Here is a 13,498-nt window from a genome sequence, read left to right on the forward strand (position 1 = left end):
TCGGTCAGCACACTAAACCCATCCCCTGCTCGGCCACATCGAAACAGCCTAGGTGCTCAACTCCCAGTCGGTGCCCAAAGCGCAACCCGGGGCCATGGGATTTTAAGTACCCTGGGTTGGTATGAACCTGCCATTCGACCTGCTCGATGATTACGCTTCATCCCTGCCGTTCATGGTCCGGACCACCGCACCTGAGCCACAGCCGGAGCCTAGCGTGGCCATAATCAACGAGCCTCTAGCCCAGGAACTGGGCCTGTCCCCTGAATGGTTGCGCAGCGAGGAGGGAACCTCTTTCCTACTGGGACACGGCAATCCCAGCGATCAACCGCCACAAGCCATGGCCTACTCCGGACACCAATTCGGCCAGTTCAATCCGTATATGGGCGATGGCCGTGCGGCACTCCTGGGCGAGATACACACGCCACGCGGACTCATCGACATACATACAAAGGGCTCTGGCCTCACGCCATGGTCCCGGCCCGGTTCGGATGGACGCGGCACCTTAAGTTCAATGCTCCGGGAATACCTCATCTCTGAAGCGCTTTATGGCCTAGGCATCCCCACGACCCGCTCCCTTGCCGTCATCACTACTGGACGGCGAATTCAGCGAACCCGTGTTGAACCCAGCGCCGTGCTTGTGCGCACCGCTGCCTCCCATATCAGAGTGGGCACATTCCAATACGCCGCGCTCACCGGCGGGGAAACCGCCACCAAGGCGCTGGCGGATTATGCCATTGCCCGCCACTACCCCGAGCTGGAAGGGTTAACCGGACCGGAGAAGTACCGCGAATTCTTCCTAGCGGTGATGAAACGGCAGTGCCACACCGTGGCCCTGTGGCAGTCCAAAGGGTTTATACATGGGGTCATGAACACGGATAACACCTCAATCTCCGGTGAAAGCATTGACTTCGGCCCGTGCGCGTTTATGGAGCAGTACTCACCATCTACGGTCTTTTCTTCCATTGATACCGGTGGGCGTTACGCCTACGGCAATCAACCCGGAATCCTGGGCTGGAACTTGACCCGCCTGCTTGAAACCCTGCTTCCGCTGCTACACTCCGCCCCGGACAAAGCCCTCGACACTGCACAGGAAATAATTGCTATTTTCCCCGCCCACTATGAGCAGGCTTTTACCGCTGTGACCGCGCGGGGATTTGGCATTTCCCCGCAGCACCCGGAGGCGCAATCCCTTACTCGCGCTTATACCGAGGCCCTCGAAGAACACGCTCCTGACATCACAATCACAAACCGCGCCCTGGTAGATGCAGCCCAGGGTGACTACTCCCGGCTTAAACGCTTGCTTCCCGGCTCCGCTTTCCCATCCGCGCTCAAGGCTGCGAAACCTTCCCCCGAAGGCCTCGACAGATTCCACCCGCTGACCATTCCGCGGAACAAGCCGCTAGATTTTGCTCTGTCTAACGCTAGCGATGGATTCACCGACGCATTCGATGACATCCTAACCAGCGTACAATCCCCTTTCGCTCCGCCACTCATACAGGAGCTTGCAACCCCTGATCCCGATGGTCTGGCGGGCTTCCGGACTTTCTGCGGAACCTAGCACGATTGGAAACATAGGGACGCATAAAAGGTCCTGGCACTGATTTCTCAGCGCCAGGACCTTTTAAGGAGCGGGCTACCCCGCGCGGTGAGAGGTCTTACTTCTCCTCAAGTTTCAGAGTCTTCTGGGTGAAGTCCCACATCTCATTGAAGAGCTTCTCATTCTTGGACAGCTTCTCGCCGTAAGAAGGAATCATTTCGTAGATCTTCTCAGACCAGCGGATCATGTGCTCGCCGAAGCAACGCTCCAGCAATTCGAGCATCACTGCTGGGGCGATGGAAGCGCCTGGGGATGCGCCGAGCAGACCAGCAATGTTGCCCTCTTGGTTGTTAACCACGGCCGTACCAAACTCCAGGGAACCGAAGTGAGGAGGCGTGTCAGGCTTGATGATTTGAACGCGCTGACCTGCAACGACGGTCTCCCAGTCCTCATTCTTCGCGTTAGGAACATACTCACGCAGTGTCTCCATGCGCGCGTCGAAGTCCTTCATGACCTCAGAAATCAGGTACTTGGTCAGGCCAAACTCCTGGACGGCTACACCAAGGTAGGAAGGGATGTTAGATGGGCGAATGGACTTAAAGAGGTCCAGGTAGGATCCCTTCTTCAGGAACTTCGGAGTCCAACCACCGTAAGGACCAAACAGCAGGCCCTTTTCACCGTCAATAACACGGGTGTCTAGGTGGGGAACGGACATTGGTGGAGCGCCAACCGCTGCCTTGCCGTACACCTTAGCCTGGTGCTGCTCGATGAGCTCAGGATTCTTGGCGCGCAGCCACAGGCCAGAAATTGGGAAGCCCGCGTAGCCGTTGACCTCACGCACGCCAGCCTTGCGCAGCAGATCCAGGGCGTAGCCGCCCGCACCAACGAATACGAACTTGGCCTTAACTACGGACACGTCACCGGTGTGAACGTTCTTGGAAGTGATCTTCCACGACGCGCCATCACGCTTGATGTTAGTTACTTCGTTGCCGTAGCGAACCTCGGTGCCTGCAGCCTTAGCCGCGGTGATGAACTGCTTAGTCAGCGCACCAAAGTTAACGTCAGTACCAGCCTCGGACCAGGAGATAGCAACCTTCTGCGCATCGAAATCGCGGCCGTCAGCCATCAGGGGCAGCTTTTCGGAAAATACCGCATCGTCATCGGAAAACTGCATGTCCGGGAACATGTGGTTGTTAGACAAAGCCTCAAAGCGGCGCTTGAGGTACGTGGCCTGGGTAGCCCCCTGGGCGAAGGAGACGTGAGGAACCGAGTTAATGAATTCCTTTGGGTCGGTCAGGATGCCGTTATTGAGCTGATGGGACCAGAACTGACGAGCAATCTGGAACTTCTCATTAATTCCCACGGCCTTAGAAACGTCAATCACGCCATTTTTCTCTGGAGTGTAGTTGAGCTCGCACAGTGCGGAGTGGCCCGTGCCTGCGTTGTTCCATGGTGAGGAGGACTCCAGCGCCGGGCCATCCAGGCGCTCGAAAATCATCTGGGTCCAGCTCGGCTCGAGCTCGCGGATCATTGCGCCCAACGTGGCGCTCATGATACCTGCGCCAACGAGGGCTACATCTACTTCGTCTACGGCCTGCGTTGCATTCTTTGCGGGGGACACTATGCCTTACCTCTTTAGTGTTTCGGTTCTTTCATCACTAACGAACGAAAAGCCACGTCCTGCCCTAAGCGGGCATTCCGTGATTTTGTCGAATTCGTGCAGCAGCCCACAACCATTTTCCCGAGCCTAAAACAATAAAGCTGGTTTTAGAACAATTTCCAAAGGCGTAGCTACGCATTACCTGTCTACTTTACGCCCCCTGCCAAGAATTTGCCCCTACCTCCACCGTAATAATTTCCATTTCGCTCTATTAACCCGCGATTTACACTGTTAACCGCACTATTTAACGCCCAATTAAACTCAAGTTCTGGTTTGCATCCGCTCGGATTACGGGGCTGCCCTGCTAGAACCTCGCGTTGAAATTCTCAGTCAACCCCCACACGGCCCGCCGCCTCCTGAACCTAGAGACGGCAAGCCAAACATTTTTTATCTAGAGTCAGTTCTATGACTAATGCAGGATTAACGTCCCTTGAGCAACAAACTTGGAAGCCAGACATCCTCGGGGAAGGCTTCGAGGCCTTAACACTGCCGCTTGGCCCCGATCCCGACGGAGAGTCAGACGTGTACGCCACCCTCGTCCGCTACACCCCTACCCGCGCCGAATCGCCTCAGACCGAGTTTTCGAAACCCGCAGTCCTATGGGTCCATGGCGCAACTGACTACTTCTTCCAGAAGGAGACCGCTTATCGGTTGAGCGAGGCGGGTTACGCGTTCTACGCGCTCGATCTCCGCAAGTGCGGCCGTTCTCGGGCCGAAGGACAGACGTGGCACTACGCCTCTGACTTGAGCGTCTACCACCAAGAGCTCACCCTTGCCCTCGATGTCATCTGTCAGAATCACGAGCGTTTGGTCCCTATTGGTCACTCCACCGCAGGGTGCACCATCCCCCACTGGATGGACGAGCTTCGCCGAACGGATTCCGATCGCCACGCGCACTTCGCCGGACTCATCTTGGACAGTCCCTGGCTCGATGTGCAAGGCGTTCCGTCCACAGTCGCCGCTGCCGTTAAACCGTTGCTTCGCCTCGCCTCAAAAATCGATCCGATGATTCCATTCCCGGGTGGAGGATTAAAGACATTCGGCCAGTCACTTCACGAATCAGAGTACGGCGAACACGATTATGACCTCGAACTCAAACCACTCGGCGGCCACCCCAAGTACGTCGGCTGGGTCGATGCAGTCTTCAGGAACCAAGAACTAGTCCACGCCGGAAAGATTAACGTGGGCGTGCCCGTACTTACGCTGTGCTCCACTAAATCCCTCTTGGGCAAGGAGTTTTCCGAAGAGTCATTGCGCACGGACGTCATCCTCGACGTTAACCATATGAAAAAATGGGCGCCCAAACTCAGCAATAATGTAGTTATCCATCCGCTTCAAGACGCTATCCACGAGGTTTATCTTTCCAAAAAGCCCGTACGCGACGAGGCCTTCAGGATCACCTGCGACTGGCTAGATACCCTCTAGCCTAAATACCCTCTAGCTAGTAGTCCCTTTAGCGATAAGACTCGAAGTCAAACTGCAGTACTTCCGTCTAGGATCATCACTTATACACATATGTTCAAGGAGAAATACTCTTAATGTCTTTAACCGTTGATGCTCACTACGATCTGATTATCATTGGCGCCGGTTCCGGTAATTCCATCCCAACCCCAGAACATGACGACAAGTCAATCGCCATCGTTGAGAAGGGCAAATTCGGCGGAACATGCATGAACGTGGGCTGCATCCCCACCAAAATGTACGTTTACGCCGCAGAAGTAGCCCTTGCGGCCCGAGAGGGAACAAAGCTTGGCATCCATCACGAGCTCACCAACGTGGACTGGCCAGCGATTGTTGACCGGGTGTTTACCAACCGCATCGATCTCATCGCCGAGGGCGGCGAGAACTACCGCCGTGGGGATGAAACCCCAAATATCACCGTCTACGACCAGCACGCAGAGTTCGTCGCTCCAAAGACCATCAAGACCGGTCAAGGTGCGGAGGAGAAGATCATCTCCGGCGATGAGATCATCATCGCCACTGGTTCCCGCCCGATGATTCCTGAGGTGTACGCCAACTCCGGTGCGCGTTACTACACGAATGAAGACATCATGCGCATGGATTCTCAGCCCGAATCCCTCATCATCGTCGGCGGCGGCTTCATCGCTATGGAGTTTGCCCACGTCTTCGATGGCCTCGGGACCAAGGTCACCATCGTCAATCGCTCCGAAACCCTACTGCGATTCCTCGATGAAGACATCTCCTCACGCTTTAATGCCCAGGCCCGCGAGCGCTTCGACGTTCGCACCGGCGTTACCGCTGAGAAGCTTGAGGACACCGATGGCGGCGTGAAGCTCACTTTGTCCGATGGTTCCTGCCTCGAGGCTTCCGCCATCCTCGTGGCCACAGGCCGCGTACCTAACGGCGATCAGATGAACCTGGATTCGGCCGGCATTGAGATGCGGGAGGACGGCCGCATCAAGGTGGATGAATTCGGCCGCACCACCGCAGAAGGCGTGTGGGCCCTTGGAGACGTGTCTTCCCCTTACATGCTCAAGCACGTAGCCAACGCCGAGACCAGGGCGGTACGGCACAACATGCTGCACCCTGATGACATGAAGCCGATGCCACATAAGCATGTGCCATCCGCCATCTTCACTCACCCTCAAATCGCCACTGTGGGCCTGACCGAGGCTCAGGCTCGCGAGGAGGGCTACAACATCACCGTGAAGGTTCAGGATTACGGTGACGTGGCTTATGGTTGGGCGATGGAGGAAAAGGACGGCATCTGTAAGCTCATTGCCGACAAGGACACCGGCAAGCTCCTAGGCGCTCATTACTACGGCCCTCAGGCATCCACTCTGATTCAGCAGCTCATCACGGTGATGGCCTACGACATCGACGTCCGTGACTTCGCCCAGAATCAGTACTGGATTCACCCGGCCCTCCCCGAGCTCACCGAGAATGCTTTGCTGGGCCTCGAGTTTTAGCCGGCCTTTGGGGCGGCCCCACGGCGACGAGGATTGGTGCCTAAAGCAACAGCCCGCTGGACGCCGGGAAAGACTGTAGGCCTTGCACTTACCGCATGCGGCGGTAAGTGCAAGGCCTTGTTCGTGTCTTCCCTGAGGTCCTGACGGTTAGTCCTCGTCAGGGATGGTCAAGATCTCGTTGCCATCCTCGGTGATGACGATGGTGTGCTCGAACTGGGCGGTGAACTTGCCGTCGGTATTCTGCACGGTCCAGTCGTCGGACCAGATTTCATAATCCAGGGATCCCAGGTTGATCATCGGCTCGATGGTCAGGGTCATGCCTGGCTCGAGGATGTTGCGATACGCGGTGGAATCATAGTGCAGCACTACCAGGCCGTTGTGGAAGGTAGGGCCCACACCGTGGCCAGTAAAATCGCGAACTACGTTATATCCAAAGCGATTGGCGTAAGACTCGATCACGCGGCCAATGACGTTGATTTCGCGGCCCGGCTTTGCCGCCTTGATGCCGCGCATGGTGGCTTCCTTAGTCCTCTCCACCAGCAAACGATGTTCCTCGGAAACCTCGCCCGCCAGGAAGGTGGCATTGGTATCCCCGTGAACCCCGTTCTTGTAGGCGGTGACATCAATGTTCACGATGTCGCCATCCTGAATCACGGTGGAATCAGGAATACCGTGGCAGATAATCTCATTGAGGGAGACGCAGCAGGACTTTGGGAAGCTCAGGTATCCCAAGGTCGAGGGGTAAGCGCCGTGATCGCACATGTACTCATGGGCGATACGGTCAATCTCATCAGTCGTGACGCCAGGGGCCACCGCAGCTCCAGCAACTTTAAGGGCATTAGCGGCAATTTTTGACGCCTCACGCATTGCCTCAATGGTTTCGGGAGTCTGGATGAATGGCTCACCCATGTTCTCTTGAACGCTGTCTTTCCATACATACTCAGGACGCTCGATGCTCTCCGGTACGGTGCGCACAGGGGTTGGCTTGCCGGGGGTTAGCTTTCCACGATTACTCATGCGGATAATCGTAGTCCCCTCCTCGCGGCCGGGTGTGGTTGGGGCCGGGTTCCTAGCCCTCGGGAGGCGGTACTGGGGCCTCTGAGCCCTCCGAACGGAAACGATCCAAGTTCTGGAAGAACGCGTCAGTAATGGATACCGATGTCTCTGATCCCCCGCCCAGGACCACGAGCGTGGCGAAGGCTATATCATCATCGCGATAGCCGGTAAACCAGGCGTGGGAGCCCTCATTGATTTCAGCCTCGCCGGTCTTGCCGTATATTTCGCCGTTGGCCTGCATCCCCGCCGCGGTACCGGATGTGACCACCTGGCGCATCATAGAGCGAACGTTATCTAAAGTGGCCTGTTCCAGCGGCGCGGCCTCTTCGCTGGCTTTAGTCTCATGGGAGTCGACGAGGGTTGGGGTTGGGGTCCTACCGGCGGCCACAGTCGCCGAGACCAGCGCCATGCCGAAGGGGCTAGCCAGGTCGTAACCCTGGCCGTAGCCGGCCTCGGTGCGGTCCAGTGCGGATTCCCCTTCCGGGACGGATCCGGTCACGGTGGTAAGTCCCGGGATCTCGTAGTCGATACCAAGGCCAAACGACTTAGCGATGTCCTTAAGCTGCCCCTGCTCCAACTTGGTGGAGATATCCGCGAAGGTGGTGTTGCACGAACTAGCAAAGGCCTGGGCGAGCGGCACGGATCCCAAGGAAAAGCCGTTGTAGTTGGTGACAACACGGCCATAGATGTCCATCGTGCCCGGGCATGGGACGATTGATCCGCTGGTGAGGCCCTGATCTTGTACCCCCGCGGCGGCGGTAATGATCTTGAAGGTGGAGCCCGGCGGGTATTGACCGTTGAGCGCCACATCACCGTCTTTATCCGCCTCACCGGTCTGGGCGACGGCCAGTATTTCGCCGCTAGATGGGCGGATGGCCACCAGCATGGCCTTGGAGTCCGCGCGCAGATTCACTGCTTCCTCCGCGGCCCGCTGGACGTCATAATCGATGCTCACCTTGATGGCAGGGGCCGGGCTAGCGTCATGGAATTCCACGTCGCGCAGCGCGGCGCCGTTCTCATTGACTACGGCGACCCGCCAGCCGTTACTGCCCTCCAATTCATCGTTGACCATGGTGCGTACTCGAGACATGATATCCGTGGCGAAGCCCTTATCTCGGGTGACCAGGGCCGGTTCCTCATTGAGGCGCACGCCGGGGGCATCGGCCAGAATGCTCTCGATGGCTGGGCCCATGCGGTCATCGTAAACGCCGACAGAGTAAGTGCCCCTGGACTCCTCCAGTGAATTGGCTAAATCCAGGGCGTCAATTGCCGGCACCGTTGCATCGTCCCCACGAACTTCATTGACTGCGCTTGCGATGCGTCCGGCCAAGCCGCGAAGGTCAGATTCTGTGCCCGTATCGACCAAGAGGCGATACTGCAGGCCGGGGGTCATCAAAGCCACGCCATCAGAACTGACCACGCTTGCGCGTTCCGCAACAACGGGCCGAAGCTCGAGCCGTTGCCTAGCGCCAAGATCCGGGTGGATGAGAGAAGGTTGCCAGCGGACGGTCCACTCATCCCCCGCTTTAGACAGGTTTAGCGACGTGTCATAGGTCAAGTGACGCTCTCGCGGAAGGGTCCACGCGACGGAATAATGAGCCACCGCCGAATTGTCTTGCTGTTCGACGCTCTTTAACTGAAAATCCACCGCCTCTGCTTGGAGACCGTCAAAGGTGGAATTAAGCATCTCCGCCGCCACGGTAGGTGAATCGACAAGCTCCTGTGCGGCCTCAGAATCGCGTTGTTCCAACGCGGTAAAGAAGTCCTCCACCACTGGCTCCGCGGCCACGGGTTTAGGGGTGCACGCGGCCAACATCCCGGCCGATAGACCCGCTATGCACACAACCGCCACCGTCTGCTTCATGTCATGGAACAATAGCAGCGCGGCGGCGGTTACACGGCGATCAACTCTCCACAGGCGCCCGACTCACAGCTAGGTGGAAGGTTGAGCCAGGCGGGAAGGTGGGCTAGGTGCTTACCTGGTGACGCGGACGTCAGCCTTTGCACCCTCCACGGCCTCAAGGCCCTGTTCGTCGGCGATGCGCATCGCCTCTTCGATGAGGGTCTCAACGATCTTGGACTCAGGCACGGTCTTGACAACTTCTCCCTTGACGAAGATCTGGCCCTTACCGTTGCCGGAGGCAACGCCCAGGTCCGCGTCACGGGCCTCGCCAGGCCCGTTAACGACACAGCCCATAACGGCGACGCGCAGCGGGAATTCCATCCCCTCCAAACCGGCGGTGACTTCCTCAGCCAGCTTGTATACGTCAACCTGGGCACGGCCGCAGGATGGGCAGGACACGATCTCCAGCTTGCGTGGGCGCAAGTTCAAGGACTGAAGGATCTGGTCGCCGACCTTGATTTCTTCCACCGGGTCAGCCGAAAGTGAGACACGGATGGTATCCCCGATTCCGTCGGCAAGCAGGGATCCAAACGCCACCGCGGACTTGATAGTGCCCTGGAACTTAGGGCCAGCCTCGGTCACGCCCAAGTGCAAAGGGTAATCAGACTGCTCGGCCAGCTGGCGGTACGCCTCAACCATAATGACTGGGTCGTTGTGCTTGACGGAGATAGCGATGTCCCCATAGCCGTGTTCCTCAAACAGTCCAGCTTCCCACAGTGCTGACTCAACCAAGGCCTCTGGGGTGGCCTTCCCGTACTTATCCATAATGCGCTTATCCAAGGATCCCGCATTAACGCCGATACGGATAGGGATACCGGCATCGCCGGCCGCCTTGGCCACTTCCTTGACGCGGCCGTCAAATTCCTTGATATTGCCTGGGTTAACTCGAACCGCGGCGCACCCCGCGTCAATCGCGGCGAAGATGTACTTAGGCTGGAAGTGAATATCCGCAATCACCGGGATTGGGGACTTCTTCGCGATCGCCGGAAGCGCCTCGGCGTCGATGGTCTTTGGGCATGCCACGCGGACAATGTCGCAACCGGAGGCAGTGAGTTGGGCGATCTGCTGGAGGGTTGCGTTGATGTCATTGGTCTTAGTGGTGGTCATGGACTGCACCGAAATCGGGTAGTCAGAGCCCACACCGACGTTTCCGACCATCAGCTGGCGGGTCTTGCGGCGTGGCGCCAAGGTGGGAAGTGGCGCGTCTGGGATACCAAGTCCAATTGGAGTGGACATGCATGCTCCTTTGGAGGAAGTGATGTATAGCTTTCGCTGATTATTGTTCCCCACTCTATCATCGCGGCAACGGCCACCGTTGCAGCGCTAGCCGAACAGACGGATTGGATTGACCACATCCGCGATGATGATTAGGAATCCCACTACGAAGAGCGAGCCCCAGATGACATAGGTCAATGGCATGAGCTTCGTATAATCGGCCGCACCCAGCGGTTCCTTGCCCATAAGAGCCCGGAGGCCGTCGCGGATTTTTTCATATAGGACCACCGCTATGTGACCGCCATCAAAAGGCGGGAGTGGAATGAGATTGAACAACGCAAGGAAGAAGTTCAGTGTAGCCAGCATCATGAAGAACATGTCCCACAGGCTACGTTCCACCAACTCGCCGCCCACCCGCGATGCGCCTACAACGGACATTGGGCCCTCTACGTCACGCTCGGCGCCAAAGATAGAGGCCACCACGCCGGGAATCTTCGCGGGAAAGGCCTTCAGGCCCTCAACCGTGGCGTCAAGCATGTAGACGGTGTAATTCCAGGTTGCCGGGATTGCACCGAAGAAATTGTGCTTTTCGACCGTGTTCACCGGCTCGCTGACTAACCCGATGGAACCGGCCTCGAAAGCCTCACCGGAGTTGCCGTAACGGGTTACCGCATCGAGCTCAACCATGACATCCCTCTGGTCGCCGCCGCGCTCGATGGTTACGGTCACCTCGTCACCCGGCAGCTCGATGACCTTGTTGCGCAGGTCGACAAAGTCGGTGACCAGCTCACCATTGAGCGCCACGATCACATCCCCCGGCTGGATACCGGCACGGCCCGCTGGGCCTAAACCATCGCACGCCTCGAGGGCCCCATCCGCTCGCTGGTCCGCCGAACAGGTGACCTCAGCAACCCGGGCCCGAACGTCCGCGTTGGGGTTGGGAATGCCCGCGGTCTGGGCCACCACGAACAAAATGACAAAGCCGAGCAGCAGGTTGACCATGATGCCGCCTAGCAACACGATGATGCGCTGCCACCACGGCTTCTTATACATCGCGTGCCGCTCCTCCTCCGGAGTAAGCGTGTCATCCAGCGAGGTCATGCCGGCAATGTCACAGAAACCGCCGAGCGGAAGAGCGGCGAAACCATATTCCGTATTGCCCTTGCGGAAGGACGCGACCGTGGGGCCGAAACCAACGAAGAATCGCCGCACGCGCATGCCGAACGCGCGAGCGGTTACCATGTGCCCGGCCTCGTGCAGGGCTACTGTGAGACCGATTCCAAGGGCAAATAAGAATATGCCTAAAGCGTTGGCCATGAGAGTCGCGGGAGCCTTCCTGAAAAAGCGCGGAGCTAGCGCTTAGTGAGCAATCTTGTCTATCAACGCGTTAGCGCGCCTGCGGGCCTCGAGTTCAACCTCGAGTACATCATCGACGCTTGAGGGTACACCAGCAAACTCGGAGGATGTAGATAAGACCTTGCCTACTACATCAACGATCTCTGGGAAGCGGATGCGACCGGCCAAAAAGGCTGCCGCCGCCTCCTCGTTAGCCGCGTTATACACGGCTGGGGTGGTACCTCCGGCGGCTACGGACTCACGCGCTAGGCGTACCGCCGGGAAGGCCTCATCGTCAAGCGGCTCAAAATGCCAATCAAGGGTTTCAGAAAAATCCAGTGCCGGCTGAGCATCGGCCACGCGGTGCGGCCAATTCAATGCCAAGGAGATGGGGAGCTTCATGGACGGCGGCGAGGCCTGCGCTATTGTGCAGCCATCTACGAACGTAGCCATGGAGTGGATTATTGACTGAGGGTGCACAGTGACATCAATGCGCTCCGGCTCGATATCGAACAGCAATGTGGCTTCAATGAGCTCGAGGCCCTTGTTGACCAGCGTCGCGGAGTTGAGCGTATTCATCTGACCCATCGACCAGGTTGGGTGCTTGGCCGCCTGCTCTGGGGTCACGTCCCTCATCTGCTCGCGGGTCCAGCCACGGAAGGGGCCGCCGGAGGCCGTTAACACAAGTTTATGCAGCTCTCGCATCCCCTCATCCCCGGATCGCAGGCACTGGGCCATGGCGGAATGCTCGGAGTCCACGGGCACAATCTGGCCAGGTTCTGCCAGTTTGGTTACGATGTGCCCACCCGCGACGAGCGATTCCTTGTTCGCCAAGGCCAGGATTTCACCCTGCTCAAGCGTGGCCAGGGTCGCCTTAAGCCCCATGGAGCCCACCAACGCATTAAGCACCGTGTCAGCGCGAACCGAACGGGTCAGGCGCTCGGCGGAGTCAGGCCCGTCAATCACGGTTCCGCCCAGAGCTTCCGAGACCTGCCGAGCGGCCTCCTTCCCCGCTACCGCTACGTGGTCAGCCGAAAGGTTGAAGGCTCGCGCTTGCTCGATCACGAGATGCGGGTTGGAACCTCCCGCGGCTATGCCTACGACCTGGAATTTATCAGGATTATCCGCGATCACCTCCAGCGCCTGGGTACCGATGGAGCCAGTTGAACCAAGAATGAGAATTCGCTTTACAGTCACGCCTATACCCTAGCTTGACCGTGGGCTTAGCGGTATTCCCTCCCAGCTGGTGAGCGGCGCCAAATGCTACCGCGTCAGAAAGGTGCCGGACGTCACACGGCTATTCGATATGGGTGGGGGTGATTGTTCCCCAAAGCTGGGGCCATGCTCTAAGATACTTAGGAGATTAATGGCATTAACGCGAAGGAGAGCACGTGTCTACCCACAAGAAGCCCGCACCTCAGATTTATGACGGCGTTTCTACCTCGGATGTTCCATCCGCAGGCTTCGGTTGGTCCCGCACCCCGTTCATCGGCACTCAGGTTGCCGGTTGGGTGTCCGTATTCGTCCTGCTGATGTACAACTTCGGTAACCACCGCGGCCACGTGGAGACCATCTGGCTGCTGGTACTGGCGGCCGTAATTGCCCTTGGCCTTGTCCTTCACATGCTGCAGCCAAAACTGAACCAGGTACGCACCGTTACCGCCCGCAACCAGCCTGTTGGCCACGTTGAGATGGACTACATGTATGACCAGGCCACCGTCTCCGGCCGCTACGCCGAGCTGACCGATGGCCAGCTGCGCGCCCTGAATATCGATCCTGCTCGTGTTGCTCACCTTCGCACCAACCAGGACGCTATCTCCCAGTAGTAAGGGCCTCCAGACTCGAACCGCCGCCTCCCCGGA

General features: G+C 58.0%; 10 protein-coding genes. 4 read left to right on the top strand and 6 right to left on the bottom strand.

All coding sequences use genetic code 11. The features are described from left to right. Window positions 1–121: 121 nt before the first annotated feature. A complete protein-coding gene (locus CENDO_RS06970; protein WP_136141389.1) occupies window positions 122–1,558 on the top strand; it encodes a protein adenylyltransferase SelO family protein in 1,437 nt (478 codons plus the stop codon). Between the two features lie 97 nt (window positions 1,559–1,655). Here the strand turns inward: CENDO_RS06970 and mqo are convergent, their stop codons facing one another. Then, a complete protein-coding gene (gene mqo / locus CENDO_RS06975; RefSeq protein ID WP_136141390.1) occupies window positions 1,656–3,158 on the bottom strand; it encodes a malate dehydrogenase (quinone) in 1,503 nt (500 codons plus the stop codon). Window positions 3,159–3,602: 444 nt separating this feature from the next. Here mqo and CENDO_RS06980 point away from each other — a divergent pair, with 444 nt between their 5' ends. After that, the gene (locus CENDO_RS06980) at window positions 3,603–4,622 is read left to right on the top strand and encodes an alpha/beta hydrolase (RefSeq protein ID WP_136141391.1); all 1,020 of its coding nucleotides are present in this window, start codon (window positions 3,603–3,605) and stop codon (window positions 4,620–4,622) included. Between the two features lie 113 nt (window positions 4,623–4,735). Next, complete coding sequence (gene mtr, locus CENDO_RS06985; protein ID WP_136141392.1) at window positions 4,736–6,127, top strand: mycothione reductase; 1,392 nt, start codon at window positions 4,736–4,738, stop codon at window positions 6,125–6,127. 147 nt (window positions 6,128–6,274) lie between these two features. On the opposite strand, the gene map is transcribed toward mtr, so the two are convergent. The 5 genes from map to dxr form a co-directional block, all read right to left on the bottom strand. Next, on the bottom strand, window positions 6,275–7,144 hold the full coding sequence (map, locus tag CENDO_RS06990) for a type I methionyl aminopeptidase (RefSeq protein WP_136141393.1): 870 nt from the start codon (window positions 7,142–7,144) through the stop codon (window positions 6,275–6,277). A 52-nt stretch (window positions 7,145–7,196) separates the two neighbouring features. After that, the gene (locus CENDO_RS06995) at window positions 7,197–9,047 is read right to left on the bottom strand and encodes a penicillin-binding transpeptidase domain-containing protein (protein WP_136141394.1); all 1,851 of its coding nucleotides are present in this window, start codon (window positions 9,045–9,047) and stop codon (window positions 7,197–7,199) included. A 111-nt stretch (window positions 9,048–9,158) separates the two neighbouring features. After that, window positions 9,159–10,322: a flavodoxin-dependent (E)-4-hydroxy-3-methylbut-2-enyl-diphosphate synthase gene (ispG, locus tag CENDO_RS07000; RefSeq protein WP_136141395.1), complete on the bottom strand. Its 1,164-nt coding sequence runs from the start codon at window positions 10,320–10,322 to the stop codon at window positions 9,159–9,161. 87 nt (window positions 10,323–10,409) lie between these two features. Beyond that, window positions 10,410–11,618 (bottom strand): M50 family metallopeptidase, encoded by a 1,209-nt coding sequence (locus CENDO_RS07005; protein ID WP_136141396.1) that lies wholly within the window; start codon window positions 11,616–11,618, stop codon window positions 10,410–10,412. Between the two features lie 42 nt (window positions 11,619–11,660). Next, window positions 11,661–12,839, bottom strand: a complete 1,179-nt coding sequence (gene dxr / locus CENDO_RS07010; RefSeq protein ID WP_425456218.1) for a 1-deoxy-D-xylulose-5-phosphate reductoisomerase — start codon at window positions 12,837–12,839, stop codon at window positions 11,661–11,663. Between the two features lie 188 nt (window positions 12,840–13,027). Between dxr and CENDO_RS07015 the strand changes: the two genes are divergently transcribed. Further along, window positions 13,028–13,462, top strand: coding sequence for a DUF2631 domain-containing protein (locus CENDO_RS07015; RefSeq protein WP_136141398.1), 435 nt, complete (start codon window positions 13,028–13,030; stop codon window positions 13,460–13,462). Window positions 13,463–13,498: the final 36 nt, after the last annotated feature.

Origin of the sequence: Corynebacterium endometrii, from assembly GCF_004795735.1 — a bacterium.
In the GTDB taxonomy this organism is placed as follows: domain Bacteria; phylum Actinomycetota; class Actinomycetes; order Mycobacteriales; family Mycobacteriaceae; genus Corynebacterium; species Corynebacterium endometrii.

Coding starts and splice junctions, on each gene's coding strand:
- ispG (WP_136141395.1), bottom strand. CDS start 10,322: ATGTCCACTCCAATTGGACTTGGTATCCCAGACGCGCCACTTCCCACC.
- mtr (WP_136141392.1), top strand. CDS start 4,736: ATGTCTTTAACCGTTGATGCTCACTACGATCTGATTATCATTGGCGCC.
- CENDO_RS06995 (WP_136141394.1), bottom strand. CDS start 9,047: ATGAAGCAGACGGTGGCGGTTGTGTGCATAGCGGGTCTATCGGCCGGG.
- CENDO_RS07005 (WP_136141396.1), bottom strand. CDS start 11,618: ATGGCCAACGCTTTAGGCATATTCTTATTTGCCCTTGGAATCGGTCTC.
- map (WP_136141393.1), bottom strand. CDS start 7,144: ATGAGTAATCGTGGAAAGCTAACCCCCGGCAAGCCAACCCCTGTGCGC.
- CENDO_RS06980 (WP_136141391.1), top strand. CDS start 3,603: ATGACTAATGCAGGATTAACGTCCCTTGAGCAACAAACTTGGAAGCCA.
- CENDO_RS06970 (WP_136141389.1), top strand. CDS start 122: ATGAACCTGCCATTCGACCTGCTCGATGATTACGCTTCATCCCTGCCG.